General features: G+C 55.7%; 21 protein-coding genes. 12 read left to right on the plus strand and 9 right to left on the minus strand.

The genetic code is table 11. From position 1 onward, the window contains the following. Window positions 1-19: 19 nt before the first annotated feature. On the minus strand, window positions 20-346 hold the full coding sequence (locus B5D61_RS06015) for a hypothetical protein (protein ID WP_078812418.1): 327 nt from the start codon (window positions 344-346) through the stop codon (window positions 20-22). A gap of 47 nt (window positions 347-393) precedes the next feature. Then, a complete protein-coding gene (locus tag B5D61_RS06020; protein WP_078812567.1) occupies window positions 394-3,114 on the minus strand; it encodes an ATP-dependent DNA ligase in 2,721 nt (906 codons plus the stop codon). A gap of 93 nt (window positions 3,115-3,207) precedes the next feature. On the opposite strand from B5D61_RS06020, the gene B5D61_RS06025 reads away from it, so the two are divergent. The 7 genes from B5D61_RS06025 to B5D61_RS06055 all read left to right on the plus strand — a co-directional run bounded on the left by B5D61_RS06025 (window position 3,208) and on the right by B5D61_RS06055 (window position 7,025). Then, window positions 3,208-4,083 (plus strand): alpha/beta hydrolase, encoded by an 876-nt coding sequence (locus tag B5D61_RS06025; RefSeq protein ID WP_217698925.1) that lies wholly within the window; start codon window positions 3,208-3,210, stop codon window positions 4,081-4,083. A 93-nt stretch (window positions 4,084-4,176) separates the two neighbouring features. Beyond that, window positions 4,177-4,428, plus strand: a complete 252-nt coding sequence (locus B5D61_RS06030) for a hypothetical protein (RefSeq protein ID WP_078812419.1) — start codon at window positions 4,177-4,179, stop codon at window positions 4,426-4,428. Window positions 4,429-4,487: 59 nt separating this feature from the next. Next, window positions 4,488-4,793: a hypothetical protein gene (locus tag B5D61_RS06035; protein WP_078812420.1), complete on the plus strand. Its 306-nt coding sequence runs from the start codon at window positions 4,488-4,490 to the stop codon at window positions 4,791-4,793. Between the two features lie 4 nt (window positions 4,794-4,797). Continuing rightward, on the plus strand, window positions 4,798-5,271 hold the full coding sequence (locus B5D61_RS06040; RefSeq protein WP_078812421.1) for a hypothetical protein: 474 nt from the start codon (window positions 4,798-4,800) through the stop codon (window positions 5,269-5,271). Continuing rightward, window positions 5,268-5,840 (plus strand): RNA polymerase sigma factor, encoded by a 573-nt coding sequence (locus B5D61_RS06045; protein WP_078812422.1) that lies wholly within the window; start codon window positions 5,268-5,270, stop codon window positions 5,838-5,840. Before B5D61_RS06040 ends, B5D61_RS06045 begins: the two co-directional genes overlap by 4 nt. A 96-nt stretch (window positions 5,841-5,936) precedes the next feature. After that, entirely contained in the window at window positions 5,937-6,515 is a 579-nt protein-coding gene (pgsA, locus tag B5D61_RS06050; RefSeq protein WP_078812423.1) for a CDP-diacylglycerol--glycerol-3-phosphate 3-phosphatidyltransferase, read from the plus strand. A 45-nt stretch (window positions 6,516-6,560) separates the two neighbouring features. After that, entirely contained in the window at window positions 6,561-7,025 is a 465-nt protein-coding gene (locus B5D61_RS06055) for a RidA family protein (RefSeq protein WP_078812424.1), read from the plus strand. A gap of 7 nt (window positions 7,026-7,032) precedes the next feature. On the opposite strand, the gene B5D61_RS06060 is transcribed toward B5D61_RS06055, so the two are convergent. Genes B5D61_RS06060 through B5D61_RS06070 form a run of 3 tightly spaced genes read right to left on the minus strand, consistent with a single transcriptional unit; the run spans window position 7,033 to window position 9,996 of the window. Next, window positions 7,033-7,215: a zinc ribbon domain-containing protein gene (locus B5D61_RS06060; protein ID WP_078812425.1), complete on the minus strand. Its 183-nt coding sequence runs from the start codon at window positions 7,213-7,215 to the stop codon at window positions 7,033-7,035. A gap of 4 nt (window positions 7,216-7,219) precedes the next feature. Further along, window positions 7,220-7,687, minus strand: a complete 468-nt coding sequence (locus tag B5D61_RS06065) for an SRPBCC family protein (RefSeq protein WP_078812426.1) — start codon at window positions 7,685-7,687, stop codon at window positions 7,220-7,222. A gap of 38 nt (window positions 7,688-7,725) precedes the next feature. Beyond that, window positions 7,726-9,996 (minus strand): FAD-dependent oxidoreductase, encoded by a 2,271-nt coding sequence (locus B5D61_RS06070; protein ID WP_078812427.1) that lies wholly within the window; start codon window positions 9,994-9,996, stop codon window positions 7,726-7,728. Window positions 9,997-10,131: 135 nt separating this feature from the next. Here B5D61_RS06070 and B5D61_RS06075 point away from each other — a divergent pair, with 135 nt between their 5' ends. From B5D61_RS06075 to B5D61_RS06095, 5 genes are all read left to right on the plus strand, one after another. Beyond that, window positions 10,132-10,461: a hypothetical protein gene (locus tag B5D61_RS06075; protein WP_078812428.1), complete on the plus strand. Its 330-nt coding sequence runs from the start codon at window positions 10,132-10,134 to the stop codon at window positions 10,459-10,461. A gap of 183 nt (window positions 10,462-10,644) precedes the next feature. Next, window positions 10,645-12,723 (plus strand): prolyl oligopeptidase family serine peptidase, encoded by a 2,079-nt coding sequence (locus tag B5D61_RS06080; protein ID WP_245846478.1) that lies wholly within the window; start codon window positions 10,645-10,647, stop codon window positions 12,721-12,723. 80 nt (window positions 12,724-12,803) lie between these two features. Beyond that, window positions 12,804-13,196 (plus strand): hypothetical protein, encoded by a 393-nt coding sequence (locus B5D61_RS06085; protein ID WP_078812429.1) that lies wholly within the window; start codon window positions 12,804-12,806, stop codon window positions 13,194-13,196. A gap of 120 nt (window positions 13,197-13,316) precedes the next feature. Then, a complete protein-coding gene (locus tag B5D61_RS06090; protein ID WP_078812430.1) occupies window positions 13,317-15,437 on the plus strand; it encodes a TonB-dependent receptor family protein in 2,121 nt (706 codons plus the stop codon). A gap of 51 nt (window positions 15,438-15,488) precedes the next feature. Continuing rightward, a complete protein-coding gene (locus B5D61_RS06095; RefSeq protein WP_078812431.1) occupies window positions 15,489-16,193 on the plus strand; it encodes a PepSY domain-containing protein in 705 nt (234 codons plus the stop codon). A gap of 62 nt (window positions 16,194-16,255) precedes the next feature. Here the strand turns inward: B5D61_RS06095 and B5D61_RS26615 are convergent, their stop codons facing one another. From B5D61_RS26615 to B5D61_RS06115, 4 genes are all read right to left on the minus strand, one after another. Then, window positions 16,256-16,684: a glycine zipper domain-containing protein gene (locus tag B5D61_RS26615; protein WP_078812432.1), complete on the minus strand. Its 429-nt coding sequence runs from the start codon at window positions 16,682-16,684 to the stop codon at window positions 16,256-16,258. Window positions 16,685-16,824: 140 nt separating this feature from the next. Then, window positions 16,825-17,955: a hypothetical protein gene (locus B5D61_RS06105; RefSeq protein WP_078812433.1), complete on the minus strand. Its 1,131-nt coding sequence runs from the start codon at window positions 17,953-17,955 to the stop codon at window positions 16,825-16,827. 23 nt (window positions 17,956-17,978) lie between these two features. Further along, window positions 17,979-19,169 carry a PQQ-dependent sugar dehydrogenase gene (locus B5D61_RS06110; RefSeq protein WP_078812434.1) on the minus strand — a complete coding sequence of 397 codons (1,191 nt, stop codon included), beginning with the start codon at window positions 19,167-19,169 and terminating at the stop codon, window positions 17,979-17,981. A gap of 62 nt (window positions 19,170-19,231) precedes the next feature. After that, a complete protein-coding gene (locus tag B5D61_RS06115; protein ID WP_078812435.1) occupies window positions 19,232-20,233 on the minus strand; it encodes an SGNH/GDSL hydrolase family protein in 1,002 nt (333 codons plus the stop codon). Between the last annotated feature and the right edge of the window lie 4 nt (window positions 20,234-20,237).

Consider the following 20,237-nt stretch of genomic DNA (forward strand, 5'->3'; position numbering starts at 1 on the left):
AGTCAGCGTAAAATTCGATTCAGATCCAGAACGAAACACAAGCCAAGCTTAAAGCCAATAACCCGACACTGCAAAGTCCCGCCACCACACTACGCTTTTCCATCGCGCCCATTAAACTTTTCACCGCCAGGGCCAAGCCTGGCAGTCCACAGAACAACCATGCTGCCAGGGCAAACGGATGGACAAGCAAGGCGATGAGCAATCGCAGATGCAAGGCCTCTGCCCCCGTCAACTGCGACACGAGAGAGGCGGTCCAGGCACCTGCGATCGAGATGCCTAACAATAGCAGCCCGAGCCAAAGATCATGGGTTAAGGAAGAGACGCTGACGGATGTTTCGTGTTTCATGCCCACCCATGCGCAGGCAGGCAGGAAATCGGATCATCCTTCATCATTTATTTTCCAGGCAGCCCCGCCAGCTTTCGCGCATAGGTCAGGGTATCGATTTCCTCCACCGCTTTATCTTTGCGGATCGCTTTGATGCGTGGGAAGCGGAGAGCCAAGCCGCTGTCATGTCGGTCACTCGCCTGAATGGAGTCGAAGGCGATCTCCAAAATGATCTGGGGAATAACCGTCCGCACACGGCCTTTTTGTTCCAAGGTGGTCTGCTGGAAGTGTTCCGTCAGTTCCTCGATCTCCACATCGGTCAGACCGGAGTAAGCTTTGCCGATCACACGCAAGGCGTTGTCAGACTCCTCGTCTCGCACGGCAAAAGTGTAGTCACTCAAGACATGACTGCGTTTGCCATGCCCCTGCTCCGCTTTCACCACCACGACATCGAGAGTCGCGAAGGCTTTCTTGAGTTTGAGCCAGGACTTGCCCCTCCGCCCAGGACTGTAATGGCTATCGGGGTCTTTGATGATCAGCCCCTCATTATTCCGTCGGCGTGCCGCCATGAAGGCCGCTTCCACTTCCTCCACCGAATGGGCGCGCTGGACACCGATCAAAGCCAGCCCCTGAGGTAGCTGAAGAGATTCGAGCTGCTGACGCCGTTCTTGCAACGATCGATCCAGCCAGGATCGGTCATTCTGCCAAAGAAGATCGAAAACGACATATCGCACCGTAATGTCACTGGGCAGAAAGAGATCGGCCTGATCTCGGCGACCTAACCGCTTTTGCAAATCAAAAAACGAGAGCTTCTTGTCGTCGGAATATGCGATAATCTCACCATCCAAGATCACGGCATCCGTCATTTGCCGAGCGGCTAAAGCGATCTCAGGAAACTGGTCTGTGATGGGTTTTAAATCCCGAGTAAAAATCTCCATGCGCTGCGGCGTGACATGGAGCTGAGCTCGGATGCCGTCATACTTATCTTCCAGCCAGATGCTTTGAGCGCCCAAAGCCGTCATGCGCTGCCAGACCTCCGCAGCGGTTTCTTCCGGCGACGCCAGCATGACCTTGATGGGAACCATGGGTTGAGGTGCGGCCGCGTGGAGTTCCGCCCTCCGTGCCAGAACGGCTGCCCGCCCGATGTCCCCACAAAGCATGGCCGCTTCACGCACCTGATCCGCATTTTGATCGAATGCCGCCGCCACGGCTTCCTCAATCAATCCTTCCTTGGATCCCATGCGCAGCTCACCGGTCAACAGGCGGATCAACCAAGAGCCTGTATGCGCTGTGAGTCGGAGCAATTGCTCTTTGAGCAACTTCGTTTTTGGAACCGGTCCCCGAACCTCACGCACGGCTCTGAAAAATTGATCGGTTTCACCTAGAGTCACCGTCTGCGGATCTAGCAGATTCATCCGGCTCAGCACGAGATACGCTGTGCGTCCGGCATCAGCTTGGCTGCGTGAAATGGCGCGATACTCGGCATCACTCAATCCCGACAGCTCTTGCAAGGCACGTCGAATGATCGCCCAACCGGCATTCACAGGACCTTCGGCTGCTGCGGGGTCGAACAATAAACCGGCGCAATATCGCACCGCCAAGGCGACATCATTCTCGCTCTCTAGAGCCCTTAAATATTCCGCTAGGAGAGCCGTCTTTTTCAAACGTGAAGATTCAGCCGCCGCCAACTCTCCGACCTGAGACCAACGCGCCAACGAATCGCAAGCCTCAACGACTCCCTTCGCTGCCCCAGATGCGTCCGGCGGCAATGCGTCCAATCGATCAGGCATCCCATCCAGAGACATCTCCAACTGATCTGCCCCCTCCAGGGTCCACGCATCATAACCCCGTGCGCGGAGATCTGCCGCAAACTCACGCGTGTAACCGTGAACCAAAAACACCCGTCTAGCTTTCACTACCTTCACGGTTTCCAGCAATTCAGGATAGTCGGCATGATCACTCAGAGGAAACGCTGCATCCACCTGATAGCGATACTTGGCTCCCGACTGCATGGCCCAGCCGCTCAGCATGGCGGTGCGGCAGATCTTAAGCTTGCGGATAGCTTGGCTGCGTGCTCCGCCGGGCGGAAAAAGCAGAACATGCCCCTTAGCTCTGGCCGGGTCAAAAAGCTGATAGTCTGGTAGCCGCCCCAACCAAGGAGCCACCACTTGAGTCATCTCCCAAATGGAGGGATGAACCATCACAGGATAGCCCGCATCTCCCAAAGCGCAGAGGATTTCCTGCGCTTTGCCTAACGAATAGCCCAACAAGACCGGAATCTCTCCTTCATCGAGAGTTTCGCGCACCCATCGCAGCATTTGCTCAATCACCACCGCCGTGGGTGGAAACCGAAACATCGGCAAACCGAAGGTGGTTTCCATGATCAAGGTGTCCGCAGTCAAGAGCTCACATCGCTCCGAGCTGAGCCCTTGACGCAGCTTGTAATCTCCGGTGTAAAGCAGTGATGCGCCATCGCTCATGCGCGTCAGATGCAGCATGGCCGAACCCACGATATGCCCGGCGGGAAATAAGCGTAGCCTCCAGCCCTCCCACTCGAAGTCTTGCCTCATCGGAAGTGCCTCGACATGACCATCCTTAGACATGCCATAGCGCACCCGCATGAGCTCTCGGGTTAGAGCCGAGCAACACGTCCATTCATGACGGGCCACATGATCGCTGTGCGCATGAGAAATGAAAGCACGCTTCACCCCATGATGAGGATCCAGCCAAAGATCCGCTTCAGGCAGATAGATGCCTTTACGATATTCGACCTTGAGAAGCGGAGTCATTGGCAGGGCTACGCTCAGCAAGCGCAGCCAGATGATGTTCGTCAAGTGTTCCGCCACTGATGAAAGGTCGGTCGCTGAAACGTTACGGATACCATGCGCCTACTGCTCTATCTGTTTTTGCTCCTTTCCCAAGGTCTGTTGCCAGCGCAGGCCGGCAAAAAGTCTTGGCCAGATCTCTCCAGCGTGCCGCCAGACTTAACCTTACCGGCCCTCACGGAGGGGCGGCCGAGAGCCGGATGCTGGGTCCGCCAAACGACGGCCCACTGGCAAGGAACCGAAGTCTATCATCTCCTTTACCTGCCCACCGATTGGAAGCCGGATCGCTCTTGGCCAGTGATTGTTGAATATCCCGGCAACGGCCCTTTTCAAAACGCCTTTGGAGACACGAGCACCGGCAAGGTGGAAGGCTGCTGCCTGGGTTACGGCATCAGCGCGGGTCGCGGCTTTATTTGGATCTCCATGCCCTTCGTTGAAAAGGCGGAGTCCACACAACGAAATGCCACGCGTTGGTGGGGAGATCTCGATGTCTCGAAGCGTTACTGCATCGAAACCGTGCGCGCAGTTTGTCAAAACTTCCACGGCGATCCTCAGCGGGTGCTGCTCAGTGGCTTCTCACGCGGCAGCATTGCCTGCAACTATCTCGGTTTGCACGACGATGAGATCGTCTCTCTTTGGTGCGGGTTTATTTGTCACAGCCACTACGATGGCGTTAAAACTTGGCCCTATCCAGATTCCGACCGGGGCGCTGCACACAAGCGTTTGCTCAGGCTAGGCCAGCGCCCGCAATTCATCAGCCATGAGGGCAGTATTGATGCAACTCGGGATTGGCTCTTGAGCACGGGCATCAACGGCCGCTGGACGCTTGTTCCCCTGCCTTTTCGCAACCACAGCAATGCATGGGTGCTACGAGATCTGCCGGAGAGACAGCGCCTGCGGCAGTGGGTCCATGAAGTCATGCCGAAAAAATAAACTTTCTTTGAGGGATCGTCATGGCGGCGGGGTAGCACCCCGTGGAGCCCCCAACCAGGCTCCACACCAACCAACCCCAAAGTCTAATCAACCATGACGAAACCCATCCTCATTCTGACCTCCGCTGCCCTCATGCTCACGGGAGTGAGTTGCTCCACCGCTAACACAGATTCAGGTGGACGTCGGTACCACACCTCTCCCATCCCGATCAAAAACCGCACCGGCATCAGTTGGACGGACAGCCGAGTCGCCTCCCCTACCGCGCCTGCAGGTAAGGCCCGTTATCATCACTCCAGCTCACCGATCGCCGGTAAGACGGGGCTACAAATCGCTCGCGTGCGCTGAGCCCGCACGTTGGCATCACGCCGTTTGGCCAAAAGGCCCCACCTCACGCATTCCTCTCTATGAACACACCCGACGATCCCCTCGACGAGTTGCTGACTCACTGGCAGGTGCGTGGCGATACACCGCCCACGTTTCAGCGTGAGGTGTGGGCCCGAATCGCCGCCCAAGAGGCTGAACCCACCTGGAAAGAGAAGCTCTGCACTAGGCTGCTGAAGCCCAGCAGTTGGCTTGTCGCATCCGCCGTGGCCATCCTCATTGGTGCTGGCATGGCGTGGCTGGAAACTCGTCCGCTACAGCTCACCCCTTACGATGCCTACGTGCGCTCCATCAGTCCGTTTGCTTCGCATCATTTAGCCGCACGTTAAAATCATGTCGATCCGTGAGAAACTGCTGATCCGGGTGATCGCCGTCATCGCATTGGCCATCATCACCCACGAGATCGTCTATTACCTGCGGCCCAAGCCAGCCACGGCTCAGCAGATGGGCCTGGAATGGCTGAAGGAAGAATACCACCTCCCAAACGATGCCTTTGCACGGATTAAGGACCTCCATCGTGACTACTTCATCCGCTGTGACGAAATGTGCGCCAACATGGAGCGCGCCCACCGCCCTCTGCTCCAGCGGAGTCGGACTCAAGCCTCGCAGGAATGGCGCATGGCCGCCCTGAAACGGGAAAAGGCGATCTGTGAGAACTGCTTGGATAACATGGTGGACCATCTCCGGACCGTGGCCAGCCTCATGCCGGCGGCTGAAGGAGAACGTTTCCTCAAAGACATCCTCCCCGAAGTCATCAACCCGCCCGAACTGCAAAAACTGCGGTCTCAGGTGATCCCCCTTCAATGATTGCATCGCCTGACGACGAGGACAACGATCTCATGATGGCTCTGGCTGGGGGCAATGATCCAGCTCTCAATATCTTAATCCGGCGCTGGACGCCCCGGCTGATCAGTTATGTCGAGCGCCTTTGTGGCTGCCATGCCACCGCCTGCGATCTGGCTCAAGAGACCTTCGTACGTGTTTACAAACACCGTCAGCAATTTCGCCCCGCCCATAAGTTTTCGACCTGGCTCTTCACCATCGCCACGAATCTCATGCGCAATCATTCCCGGTGGCAAAAGCGGCACCCGGTGACCCTTCTGGATCCGCACGAAACTCATGCGCTACCCCTGGAGTCCGGGCATCCAAGTCCAGATGGAGATCTTGAGAACAAGGAGCGCGCAGCCGCCATTCAACGTGCCATAGGGCAGCTCCCTGCAGAACAAAAAGAGGCCCTCATCCTTTCCACCTATGAGGGATTGTCCCACGGGGAAATTGCCGAAATCATGGGCACACGGGAAAAAGTCATTGAGATGCGCATCTACCGCGCCCGCAAACAATTGCGGGAATGGCTTCACGGTTGGCTCCAGACGTGACAACTCGGTCACGATTCTGACACAAATCTCAGCCTCCCATTGACAGCAGGGGCACCTCCCCGCTAACTCACAGAAGCTCGACGTCCGCCCGACTCCATGAACCTGCCCAATCAACTCACGCTCGCACGTCTCGTGCTCACGGGGTTTTTTGTGGCCTGCTTCTATCTCCCCTGGTCGCACACGTACTCCGTCGCGGTCATCATCTTTGGCATCGCGAGCTTTACGGATTACCTGGACGGCAACATCGCTCGGGCACGCAATCTGGTCACCAACTTCGGCAAGCTTTTCGATCCCCTTGCCGACAAAATCCTCATCGCCGCCGCTTTCATCCTCTTGTCGGTGGATAAGACCATTCCCTCTTGGATCACCATTGCCATTCTCTCCCGGGAATTTTTTGTGACGGGCATCCGCCAAATTGCCGCAGGCCAAGGAGCCGTCCTGGCAGCCGAAAAGCTCGGTAAGCACAAGATGGTCTGGCAAATCATCACCGTCCTCTATTTCATGCTCAAGGCCGGGTCCCAGGAGCCCATTTTCGGATTTCTGAAGCCTGCGTTCGCCTCCGCCTCCGTGGATCTCTGGGTCGGCGGCTTCATCATCTACTTCACCACGGCCTTGACCCTGGTCTCAGGTTTCAGCTACTTTTGGAAAAACCGTCATCTCTTCAATGATGCTTAGCGTCATTTGAGGTAGACGGGCTCAAGTTCTAAGCTCTCTACGATCATGTCCGCCGAAGCCCAATTGCGAGCCCTGCAAATCTCACTACCTCCGGCCCCACCGAAAGGTGGCATTTATAAGCCGGTCGTGATTGTCGGTAATATTGCTTACCTCTCTGGACATGGCCCCTATCTGGACGATGGAGGCATGATCCGCGGGCGCGTGGGCGAGGATCTCGATCTAGCGGAAGGCAACGCTGCAGCACGCCAGACCGGGCTGGCCATGCTGGCCACTCTGCAAAAGGAACTGGGAAGCTTGGACCGGATCAAGCGTGTGATTAAGCTCTTGGGCATGGTCAATGCCATGCCCGAATTCACGGATCACCCCAAAGTGATCAACGGCTGCAGCGAGCTCTTTGCCCAAGTCTGGGGTGAAGAGAATGGCATCGGTGCCCGCAGTGCCGTCGGTATGGGCTCTCTACCCGGGAACATTGCTGTGGAAATCGAAGGGATCTTCGAACTCCACCCCTAAAGGCGGCTCATTCATTGAGTCCGTAGGCGTAGCCCACTACCTCACCATCTTCTTCATCAAAGGCAATGCGCATGGGGCGGCAGCACACCTCACAGTCATAGTCCACATCACAGGGAATCTCCGTCACAAAAGGCGCGGGAACATCGAACTCCTCAAAGCAAGTGGGGCAGGTGACAGGAACCGTGTGCATAGAATCAGTCTAGGGCGCTAAAACGGCGAACCAACGCCTCCCGGCGATAGCGAAACACCTTCTCATGCATCGGCTTTACGTAAAGCGTATGGACGACTTCCCCAAACGGCCAAAACGGTAAAGCATAAATCACATGGTCCGAAACCTCAGTCTGAGTCGGCGACACCTCTTTAAAAGAATGTCGATGCTGCCAGAAACGATAGGGGCCAAAACGCTGTTCATCAATGAACGACTCCTGCGGCTGCACATGCCGGATTTCCGTAACCCATGTCCGGTAGAGTCCTGGCAACAACTGCAGGCGATACCAGACCACTTGCCCCGCATAGATGGATGACATATCCCCTCCCGCCACCTCAAAGCGCATATCGGGAGGCGTAATCTCATTCAAGTTAGCTGGCTGAGAGAAAAACGCCCACGCTTCTGCCAACGGAATCCGCAAGATTTGAGACTGACGAAATTCATGCAACTGCATGCTGGCATTACGCCGCATCATCCGACCTGGGCGCACACTCACTTCCGCGGCTGCATACGATCCGGTAAATTGTCATTCTCACGGTCTTGCGGTAGCATATCCCGTTCATCAGCTACGCCATCTCCATCACTATCATGCCCCGGTTGGAACCAACTGCGGTCACGCACCTCCCCGGCCAACTGGAGAGCTCGCCATAGATGTTGCACCGCCTCCGCCCGGGTGAGTTTGAAATCCTTCCGATCACGGTCGAGCAACCCTGGGGAAGCTGGCAATCTCAGAGCAGTCAACCAACGATGCAGAGTTTCCCAATTCACTTGGTCCTCAGGGTGAAAGCGTTCTTCCTGAGGACCAAACTGCCCCCACGTTACCATGGACTCGATGTACTTCCGATCTGGATCACTCATGGCGATATCCACATAACGAAGTACATCGAATGCAGGCCAATCTTTTGCTGAGGGAGTTAACCGATGAAGACGCGTCAAAACCGCAGCGAGGTCCCGACGCGTCATCACCTTGTCGGGCGAAAAGAAAACCTGATCCGCATCGGGCAGCCACACCCGCCGAGCAGCCAGCAAATTAGCGGCCTCAAAGTGCAGGTCGTCTGGACTCACATCCTGCCAGGGCCAGATGAGCACTCCCGGTCCACCATGGCCGCGAACCAAGATCTGCTGGAGTTCATGAATTTTGGCCAACGAACCGACCAACTCCCGAGGCTGCTGCCCGTCCCGCAGAGCCATCCAGGCCAAGGTCCCACTCGCCTGGCCGACGAGCATCATCTGATTATGCAGCCGCAGAGCCGACTGCACCACACTGCTCACCCCTATGTTCTTGCCTGCGCCTAACAATCCCTCAAATTCAATAGGCACAAGCCCACGTGCAGGGAAAACAGCTCGATCCGTATCCGTGTGCCAGCCTCGGCTCGGCGTCTGCTCATACACCCACGGACCCCTGCGGTCCTCGGTAAGAAACTTCCGCCGCGTGGGGTGAAAATCGATGTTGAACTGAAAACCCAAGACCGAGTCCTCCGGGAGAACCTTGGCCCACTTGGGCTCGCGACTCGCTGCCCGAATGTCATTTTCGCTCAGCATGGCCAGAGCCTCTAACCTTAGCCCTTCCCTAACATAGGGTTTCGGTGGCAGACGATCTTCCGTGCCAAATTCGTCCGTTAACTTCATGTAGCGGAAGGAATGCGGAAAGTCACCCACTCGATCATGCACTTGGGTTTGCAGATGGTGCAGCATGCCCAAGGCATGAGCCTTCGCATCCGCAAAAATGATGCGCCGTTGAGCGGGGGTCAGATCCACGATGTTTTTTTTCGAAGCACCCTGCTCCGTTTGCTCTAAAGCTTCCGTCACCTGCTGAGGAAGCTGACAGACAGGGTAATCCTGAACCGGCCAGTTTAGAAAAGTGGCCTCCGTGCCAGGCGCGAAGCCATTGTGCCAGCGATCCACCAGCCGGCGATGGGTGTACACGCTCCATCCTTTCATGGAGTATATGCCGCCGCTCATATCGCTATCCACCCAGGGGGGGGTTTTGTCCAAAGCCGCGAAAGAGTGCGCACCGTAAGTCTTCGGAGCTGACACGGTGTGATCCGAACCTGCCTCCCGTAGCACAACGCACCAGGAAATCGGATTCATCTCCTGACGCCCGGCCTCATCAAAGACCTCCGGGGCACTCGGTTCACCGAAGCGTGAACGCAGATCAGGCCCCGCAGCGTAAGCCGCTCCGCTCAGGCGGATCACATCTCCCCAGTCTGAGGCATCGATGGTGAGTTGAGCCTTCACTTGGAGTTCCGGTTTTTCACCAAACACATGCCGAAAAGTCACCCCTGTGACGTGGCCCCGTTGCACGTCCACATGAATCGGCTCGCGATCCCGCTCGACACGCAATACGCCCGCTTCGATGTGCGGCTTGACCAAGGCCTCGAAAATGGCGGCTGCCGCCGCAGGCTCAATGGTCTCGGTGCCGCAGTAAGCATTCCCCGGCGATGCTTTGCCATACACTCGCGAGTTATGGGCTCGAATCTGATCCACCACCTCGGCAAAGAGGCCACTCCGAGGGAAATTCACCCGACGTCCAGCGACCGTCGTCCATTCATCCAAACACCCCACGCCCTCGGCGCTGAACTGGCCACCCAGCCATTGAATATCATTGACGAGGACGATCTTTTTCACGCCCAACCGAGCTGCCTGCACGGCTGCAGCACATGCCGATTCTCCCCCTCCGACAATCAATAAATCAGCCTCACCAACTTCTCCACGAACCAAGGTCGTATACCCTAACAACAGCGAGAAAAAGAATGATTTCATGGAGCCTTTTTATACGGGCATTCAATCCCGTCCTTTGCGGAGAAGACCTCACCTCCCCTCGATACAAAGAAGGTCGCAGATGCATAAACGCTAGTTGTGATTATCCCAAGCCGTGGCAGCATGCTGGCACCACCCATGTCACCCCAAATTTACCACGTTCTTCACCTCGTCGGCCTGATCTGTGTCTTCATCGGTTTCGGAGCTTTGCTCTCGGGTTCCACCAAAGCCGCTATGAAATGGCATGGCATTGGCCTCCTCATCAGCTTGATCACCGGATTTGGAATGGTTGCTAAAATGCAGATCCCTTACACCTCCAAGTGGCTGATCGTGAAGATGGTGCTTTGGCTCGTTTTGGGTTTCCTCCCTGTTTTAGCCAAAAAAGGTGTTTCCCCGAAATCCGTGGTGGCCATCGCTGCTCTGGTGGGAGCTACCCTGGCTTACCTGGGCTACATGAAGCCATTTTGATCAGCATCAATCTCTCCCCTCCTCAACGGCATGAGCTCCCGCAGTTCATGCCTTTTTTTATGCCTGATGGAGCTTGCCGCCTTGGTTCGTTTATTTCACTCTCGACCGCAAAACCAAGAAATCGTGTCCTCGGCAGCCTACCTCATCGTAGTCATGAAAACGACAACGCCCCTTTTCACTCTCGTGTCCTGCTCTCTTTTTGCTCAACCCCTGCCCTACCCTGAAACCCGCAAGGACCCCGAGATCGTGGATGACTACCACGGCACTCAAGTCGCCGATCCTTATCGTTGGCTGGAGGACGACAACAGCGAGGAGACCAAGGCTTGGGTGAAAGCGCAGAACGAAGTCACCTTCGGTTATCTGAAAAAGCTGCCCAAGCGTGGGGAAATCCGCGACCGACTGGAAAAGCTCTGGAACTACGAACGCATCGGCGTGCCGTTTGAGGAAGGCGGACGTTGGTTTTTCAATCGCAACTCGGGACTGCAAAACCAAAGCGTTCTGTATGTGACCGAATCCCTCGACGCAGAACCGCGCATCTTGTTAGACCCCAATGCGCTTTCCCAGGATGGCACCACTTCCTTGACAGAATCAGCCCCCAGCCCAAACGGCAAACTGCTGGTTTACGGCCTCTCCAAAGCCGGCAGCGACTGGCAGGAATTTCGCGTCAAGGACATCGATACAGGCAAGGACCTGCCCGACGTCCTGGAATGGATCAAGTTTAGCGGAGCCTCCTGGGCCAAAGATAACAGCGGCTTCTATTACAGCCGTTATCCCCAGCCGAAAGAAGGGGCTGCTCTCACTGAAGCCAATAAAAATCAGAAGGTTTACTTCCATAAGCTGGGTTCGCCCCAGAACGAAGATCGCCTGGTCTATGAACGTCCGGATCAGCCCGACTGGGGCCTGCATGCCTATGTGACGGATGATGGAGCTTATCTCACCTTCACCGTGACTGAGGGCACCGATCCCAAGAAGAGGATCTTTTACCAAAGCCTCACCGAACCGGATGCCAAGGTGATCGAACTGCTCAATGACTTCGATGCCGCCTACGGATTTTTGGACAACGTCGGTAGCGTTTTTTATTTCCGAACCGATCTGGAAGCCCCGCGCTATCGGGTCATCGCGATTGATGTGACCAAACCCGAACGGAAGCACTGGAAGGAAGTCATTCCCCAGACCACCGACAAGCTCGATGGCGTGACCCTCGTCGGTGAACAAATCCTCTGCGAGTATCTGAAGGACGCTCGTTCTGACATGCGAGCATTCGATCTGAACGGCCAGTTTATCCGCCAGATTGAATTACCCGGCATTGGGACTGTCGGAGGCTTTGGGGGGCGCCGGAAGGATATCCAGACCTTCTACGCCTTCACCAGTTTTACCTCCCCCGGGGCGATTTACCGTTATGACATCGCCAGTGGTCAAAGCAGTCTCTACCGCAGGCCGAAGGTGGACTTTGACGGTACTGCGTATGAGACGCAGCAGGTCTTCGCCACCAGTAAGGATGGCACCAAGGTACCCATGTTCATCGTCCACAAAAAAGGTCTCAAACTGGACGGCAGCAACGCCACCCTACTCTATGGATATGGCGGTTTTAACATTAGTCTGACCCCAGGGTTTTCCATCGGACGTGCCGTGTGGTTGGAAATGGGCGGCGTCTTCGCTCTTGCTAACCTCCGAGGGGGTGGCGAATACGGCTCAGAATGGCATCGAGCCGGCACCAAGTTGCAAAAACAGAACGTCTTCGATGACTTCATCGCTTGCGCCGAATTCCTGCAAAAAGAAGGTTATACTTCACCCTCAAAACTCGCCATCCAAGGCGGCAGTAATGGCGGTCTGCTCGTGGGTGCATGCATGACTCAGCGACCTGAGCTCTATGGAGCCGCTCTACCCGCCGTTGGCGTGATGGACATGCTGCGCTTCCACAACTTCACCATTGGTTGGGCTTGGAAGAGTGACTACGGCAGCAGTGAAAAGGCAGACGAATTCAAGGCTCTCTACGCCTACTCTCCGCTGCACAATCTCAAGCCCCGCACACGCTATCCTGCCACGTTGGTGACCACGGCTGATCATGATGACCGTGTCGTCCCAGCCCACAGCTTCAAGTTCGCCGCACGGCTCCAGGAATGCCAAGCCAAGGATGGACCTCCCGTGCTCATCCGCATCGAGACTAGCGCAGGCCATGGAGCTGGAACTGCTTTGACCAAGGTGATCGAAGAGACCGCTGACGAATGGGCATTTCTTCATCACCAGCTGCAAATGGACTGAAGCTGAGCAATCCATCAAAGTCTGCTCCGCCCGAGTTGACAGCGGCAAGTTGACTGTCTAGCCTCACGGCAGTGTCAACCATGCCCAACCAGCTTGCCTTACTCTCGCGCCTTTCGCGCTGGGTGGTTGTCGCTGCGGTTTGCTTGTCACTGGGCCTGCAATGGACGATGCTCCAGGGTATCGCCTGGACCGGCATGTTGATTACCTTTGCCAGCGAAGGCTCCCTCATGGAAGCCGTGAGTAAAACCTTCGACGGCGAACACCCTTGCCCTCTTTGTAAAGCCGTCGAAGCGGGTCAAAAACACGATCAGCAAAAGTCGGCTGACGCACCGAAAAAGAAGATGGAAGCCATTCTGGTTTTCGCCATCCAGACGGTTGCGCCAGCGTCGAAAATCGAAGCTTTCCCTCAGTTCATTCAGCAAGGAGAACGGCGCGCCATGATGCCGCCGAGACAGCCCCCGCGGTTCGCTTGATTTGATCCTTCATACCCCTTCGTCGTTCAGACCCAGGGGGATCAATTCTCACGCTCTAAACCTCGGGCATGCCGACCGTTGTCTGCCGTGCGCAGCACCGGAGCGCCCACGTCTCGCTCTATGAAATTCTCTTTTTCGTCCCTCGTTCTCGCGGCCCTTTGGCTGCCCTGTCTTCCTCTATCTGCTCAGCAAAACGCCGATCCTAACACCTTGCCTGAAGTTGTGGTTACGGCTCAAGCTCAACGTGAATCCCTCACCTCTCCCCGTGTAGAAACCGTTAAAGAACAGCTCAGTAAAATCCCTGGCGGGGTCGCCATAATCGATGCCGAAGATTACAAACGCGGTCGTGCCACAACCCTCAAAGATGCGCTGGATTTCGCTCCAGGGGTCTTCATTCAGCCGCGCTTCGGAGCGGAAGAAGCAAGGCTTTCCATCCGTGGCTCCGGCATCCAACGCACCTTCCACGGACGGGGCATCAAGCTCATGCAAGACGGGGCTCCGCTGAACCTGGCCGATGGTGGTTTTGACATGCAGGCCGTGGAACCACTCTCGGCTCGCTACATTGAGGTGTTCCGTGGTTCCAATGCCTTGCAGTATGGCTCCACCACCTTGGGTGGTGCGATCAACTTCGTCTCAATGACGGGTTACGATGCATCCCCCTTGCAGCTGCGATTTGAAGCCGGTTCATGGGATACCTTCCGTGCTCAAATCAGCTCAGGCGGTGTCTTTGGAAACGCGGATTATTATGCCAGCTTCACTCACTCCTCCACGGATGGATTTCGCGACTGGAGCCGCCAAAGCAATCAGCGCTTCTTCGCCAACTTCGGTTACAAGCTGAGCGATGACGTCGAGACCCGTTTTTATGTCACCTACGTTCACACGGATTCACAGCTCCCGGGAAGCCTAACTAAAGATCAACTCGAAAGCAATCCACAGCAGGCTAACGCAGGCAGTTTAGCCGGGAAGCAAAAGCGTGACTTCGATCTCTTCCGCATCGCCAACAAAACCACTTTCACCGATGGTGATCAGAAGCTGACTGTCAGCAGCTTCTGGTCTTGGAAAGATCTCGATCACCCCATCTTCCAAGTGATCGACCAGCTCTCCAATGACTTCGGTGTCGATGTCCGCTACGACTCGCTGGCTGACCTGGCAGGGCATCGCAACCAATTCACACTTGGTTTGGGAGCCACTTATGGCATCACGCAGGACAACCGCTTCCAAAACATTGCGGGTGAACGCGGGCTGCGCACGGCAGAAAACGAGCAGACCTCGACCAATCTGGACCTCTACATCCAGAACAGCTTTTACATGACCGACACGCTGGCTCTGGTCATTGGGGCACAAGGCAGCTATGCCAAACGTGACTTTGAAGAAGAGAAAATCTTCGGAGCCAACAACAGCGCCGATGAAGATTATTGGGGGTTCAGTCCGAAGCTGGGCCTGCTCTGGGAAGTCACGCCCAAAGCGCAAGTGTTCTTCAATGCTAGCCGTAGCTTTGAGCCACCTTCATTCGGTGAACTGACCGCTGTCGGTGCAGCCCCAGGACTCGTCGAATTGGACGCTCAGCGTGGCACAACCATCGAACTCGGTACCCGTGGGTCCACCGAACGCGTGCGCTGGGATCTGGTCTGGTATTACTCCTGGTTGGATAACGAGCTTCTCTCCCTGGGCATCCCGGGAGTCAGCCCGACACAGACGGTCAACGCAGGTCGCACCATCCATCACGGCGTCGAGGCCATGGTCGATGTCGATCTCCTACGCGGCATCGTTTCGCCTTGGCAGGAAGCAACGGTAGCCAGCGGTAAACAACTTGGCCAAGATGCCATCCGAGGGGATCGCTTGTTCCTGCGTCAGGTCTATCTCTTCAACGACTTCCGCTTTGATGGCGATGGTGAATTTGGCACCAACGAACTTCCTGGGGTGCCTCGCCACTACTACCGGGCTGAACTCATCTATGAACATCCTTGCGGCTTCTATGCTGGCCCGAACGTCGAATGGGTTCCTCAGGGGTATGCAGTGGACATGGACTCCACGCTGGAGGCCGATGGCTATGCTCTGCTCGGCTTTAAAATCGGCTACCGCACTCCCAAAGGCCTTTCCTTCTTCATCGAAGGCAAAAACCTAACCGACGAAACCTACGCCGCCACCACGGGTGTGCTGAAAACCGCAGCAGCCAATAGCGCTGTCTTCATGCCTGGAGATGGCCGTGCCGTCTATGCAGGCATTGAATGGAAGTGGTAACTCAATGTTTAGCCGGGGCAGCCCATCCCTGCCCCGGTCATTTCGACTCACATGAACAAAAATTTCATTCGCAAAGCGCACCGATGGCTGGGCCTCCTCTTCAGCTTAACCATCCTCATGTCCGCCGGCAGTGGCGTGATTCATAACGTCATGACCCGGACGCAGGCTCCTCCACCGACAGCCCGCCCGAGTGGTGAAGGATTGGATGTCTCGCTCATTCAAATCAGCGTCGCTGAAGCCACTGCCAAACTGCCTGAAGCAAGCCAAGGAGTATCCGCTGTGAACGTCCGCAGCATTGGCGGGGAGCCCTGGTATCAGATCTATGTGAATGGTACACGCGGAGCCCAGTATGTCAGCGCCAGAGACGGACGGGTGGACGCCGCTCAAGATGAACGCTACGCCTCAGAAATCGCCAGCACCTTTCTCGGCGGAGCTAAGGCCCGAAAAACCGACTTCCTCACGGCGTTTAACAATGAGTACATCAACATTTTCCGCATCCTCCCGGTTTATCGCTTCGATCTGGATGATGAAAAGTACACGCGTGTTTATGTCTCCACCGTGACAGGCAGTGTCACCCGACATACGGATAATCAGCGTCAGTTTGAAGCCACCATCTTCACGAACTTCCACAAATTCGGTTTCATCCCGAACAAAGACCTCCGAGATCTGGTGCTGACGACGCTGACCTTTGCCACCTGCGTGGTCGCGATTCTGGGAATATTTCTCTTCTTTTTAACCCGCCCCAAACGGCGTTAAGAGTCCAGACAAACAAAAAGCCCGGTCACAGGGACCGGGCTTCATTGAAGGATGGCTCGAAATCACCAATAATAGGGTCGGTAGCCATACCCGTAACCGGGACCATAGCGGTAGCTGCTGGCGTGGAAGCCGCTGCGATAGGGCCGGTAACCATAATACCGCGATGGATACCCGTAGCGGCTGTAGCCGTAGCGCGGGCCGCTGCGGTAATAGACGGGACGACTGTAACCGTAGCCATACCCATAGCGCTGATCCTGGCTCGCACCGATGGAGGAGCCTGCCAAGGCTCCGAGGGCCCCACCGATGGCTGCGCCTTCCAGTGGACGACCACTGTGGCTACCAATCATCGCTCCCAAAGCACCACCACCGACAGCGCCGATCACCGCACCATCACGCTCATTCGGGCCAGCATAGGGGCTAACACAGGAAGCAAAGGTGAGAGCAAGGCCTACGGCACCCAGAGTAGCTAGAGGACGAAGTTGAGTTTTCATAAATAAAAGGGGGTTCGTCGCATCCCGAAAGATGCGCTCACCTCTTTGACAGGGAACCCACCCAAAAATTCGAAATCCTCCTGCGATGAGGCATTTCGCAATCTTTGGTTATGAATTTTATAACCTTTAAGCCCACTCGTTTACTTCCGCTCAAAATACGGAATGCCTAACCGCTTGGCCACTCGGAGAGGACGACGCATGGCTTCTTCCATACGCAACGCCTCATCTGCACCACGGACATCTCTGCAATCCGGGTGAGACTCGGGTGCTTCGATCAAACCGAGATGATGCAGGACATGCGCCGTGCTGTGCTTGTAAGGCGCCGCACTCATTTTTTCATCCAAGCGGAAGACGAGATCCTCGAACGATTGGAAAGCTTCAAAGAGCTTGTAAACCCGTGTGTCGAAACGACCTGAACCGGTCTTGAACTTCTTATCCGCCACGCTGTCCAGCAGCCACATGTCACGGGCCGCACAGATGAGCGGGCAGGCACTGACCCCAGCTCCAATCAACAAGGGCAAACCAAGGCGAATGGCAGTCGGGATGCCGTAGTCGTCACCACTGTGAGGAGCGAAGGGCAACTTCAGATCCTTGCACATGGCGGCCCAATAAAGGAAGTGCGGTTCGTCCAGCGTGCTGATTTTACCGCCCACGTATTTTGGATGATTGGCGATCTCATGCAGCAACCACGGTTCATACGGTGAAGCCCAAGGCACGAAAGAAGGCTCAAGCGCATGAGCAATCGCCGGATGAGTGATGTGCTCAGCGATTTCAAAATAGGCATCACGACGGGCTTCCGGCTCCAGAATATTCAGGAGCCGTGAGGTCATGATCATCATCTCGCCATTGTCATGGCTCTGAGCGATGTCCAGTAGCGGCCAGTAGCGCTCTGCTTTGAAAACCGTATCTTTTTCCGCACCGCGCGCCGTGATACCGGCAATAAACTTCTGGTTAGGAAACTCTGCGCGAAAACGCTTCAGCACTTCCGCATACAATTCATTGCTGAGGTCGAAGATGTAACCGGTATCCGCGTTGAGCACGAAGACCATCTCCACCCCGTAGTACTCTCCGCACTGCTGCATCCAGCGCACACTTTTGGAAAAGCCCTCCCAATCCGGCTTTTGATCCTTGAAAGGTAAGAGGGTGGCAACGCAGAGGCGTGCTTTGGTGGTATGATCCACTAAAGCCTCTTCAGCAGTGTAAGCCCAGACAGTCTCCTGCCAGGTCGTTGTGGGCTTCAGGTCGGCGGGATTCGAGATCAACTCAGGCATGGTCAGAAAACTCAAAAGCGGTCTTATTTGGCAAGGCGATAGATGGCTCCATTCCAGTCAAGAACGAGCATTTCGCCGTTTGCGTCGGCGCAGAAAGCGGTCGGTTTCACCAAGACTGTGGGCTTTTTCTTGGGGTCATTCCCAGGGGTCTGTGGGCTGGTATAAAGCAGGCTGTTGCTGTCCACCTTGCCTTCGTCGTTCGCACGCAGCGCCCAGATTTTGCCCAGGACAAAATCGCCGTAAACATAGGCTCCCTGAAGGTCTGGCAAGGCCTTGCCATTGTAAATGATGCCGCCCGTGATGCTGAGGCCATCGCCATGATGATACTCATGGATGGGGTCGATCAACTTAGCTTCGGCTGGCGCCTGATCTTGACGCAGAGGGAATGGGCGGGAACCCTCACGGAAGCTCCAGCCGTAGTTACCGCCTTTGACGATCCAGTTGATCTCTTCCCACAGATCTTGCCCCACATCCGCCAGCCAGAGGCAACCTTTCTCATCGAAGTGCATCCCCCATGGGTTACGAATGCCATAAGCATAGACCTGCGGTTGGGCATTAACCCCGTCAGCGAAAGGATTGTCGGCTGGGATGCCGTAGGCGTTGTGAAACTCCCGGCTGTCGACATCGATACGCAGCACCTTGCCCACCAGCACCGCATTGAGCTGGGCCATGCGCTGCTCATCGTTGCGCTTGGAGGTGTCTCCCACGCCGATGTAGAGGTAGCCATCCGGGCCGAAGAGGATGTTACCGCCGTGGTGGTTCCAGTTGATGAGCGGGATTTCCAGCAGCACACGTTCCGTGCTCTCGTCGGCTTTATCAGGGTCTGCCGAGCTGACTTTCATCTCGCTGACGACGAGACGCTTGGGCTTTTGCTGAGTGTAGCAGAGATAGAACAGGCCGTTGTCCTTAAACTTGGGATGAAAAGCCAACCCGTTCAAGCCTTCTTCGAACTTGCCATTCGCAGCTTCCATCTGGCGAGTGCTCAGATCGAGAAAAGTCTTGGTCTCTGCCGACTGCTCATCTTTCGGCAGAATCAAAATCTGACCACGCTGAAGGGCCAAAAACTCCCGCTGAGTGCCATCGGCAGGAATCACCACCGCAATGGGGAAAAGTGTCTCCACTTTCTCGTAAACACGGGTGAGTTTAACCAGATCTTCCGCGAATGCGGAACTGGCCAGTAGAAGACCGGTGGTAAGTAAGGAGGCGAGTTTCATGAGCGACGATGGAAACTTGAAGAGAAAGATCGGATTTGGGAAGAAACAAACGCTCGTTAGCGTCACTTTTGCGCAGCTTTAGGCAGCCAACCCTTTTCGGATAGCGTTTGCGCAATCGCCTGGGCGATGAGCCGATGGCCTTCGGGTTTCACGTGGTTAGAGTCGGTGTACATCTTGGCCGCCTGCACCGGAGAGATCACCTCCTTCATGCTGATTCGAGCGACTCCATCCCTAACTAAGGGGGCCGTCCAATCCGCCACCGCTACATCGGAGAGAAGCACGCCGCCATCCACTGTCTTTTGCCGAGTGTTGCTGGCTTGTAGAACAAGCAGCGTAGGAATTCCAGCCTTGTGCAAGCGCTCCAGTGCTTGAGCAGTCACTTGCTTCACCCGTGCCTTCCATTCACGCAGGGTATTGTCGTCCGTGCTCGCACGCAATTCTTCATTGACATCAAAGGCGCCGGCTTGGCTCCGAACGGCGCGTGGCAACCATTGCCAATACAATTTCTCTGTCTTCATCTCATAAAATTGACGAAGGACCATGGAGTGCATCAGCCAGTTCTTCGGGTGCGGGCTATTGAAGTCATCTCGCCGCTGCCATTCACGCTCGTCCTCATATTCATTGGAGGTTCCCACATGCAGAATGATCAGGTTCGGCTGGTATTTCTCGGCTTGTTGGATGACCAAGTCTTTACGCCGAGCACCAAAGCCTGGCAGAGACAGATTCAAACACTCCGCCTGGATGCCCCTGGCCTGCAATTCTTTCTCCAAGAAGCCTGTGTAGGATTGCTCCACACTTTTGCCACGCGAGACGGAATCCCCAATGACCATCACACGATAAACACCTTCCGGCCGCGTCTTCTGAAAGGTCTGCGGAAAAAAGCGGCGCCCGCCAGAACGATGCAATTCGACTTCCCCATCGGACTTTTCCACAAAGCCGGCGGTGGGATGATATCCATAGTCGAAGCGCCCCTCCATCGCCCGCACGAAGACGAATCGCGCGGCCAATTCTGCCATCAAAAGGATGGCCACGAATAACAAAAAGCTTCGAGTAAAAAGGTGCATTCCG

It is taken from the genome of Prosthecobacter debontii (assembly GCF_900167535.1).
Taxonomy (GTDB): domain Bacteria; phylum Verrucomicrobiota; class Verrucomicrobiia; order Verrucomicrobiales; family Verrucomicrobiaceae; genus Prosthecobacter; species Prosthecobacter debontii.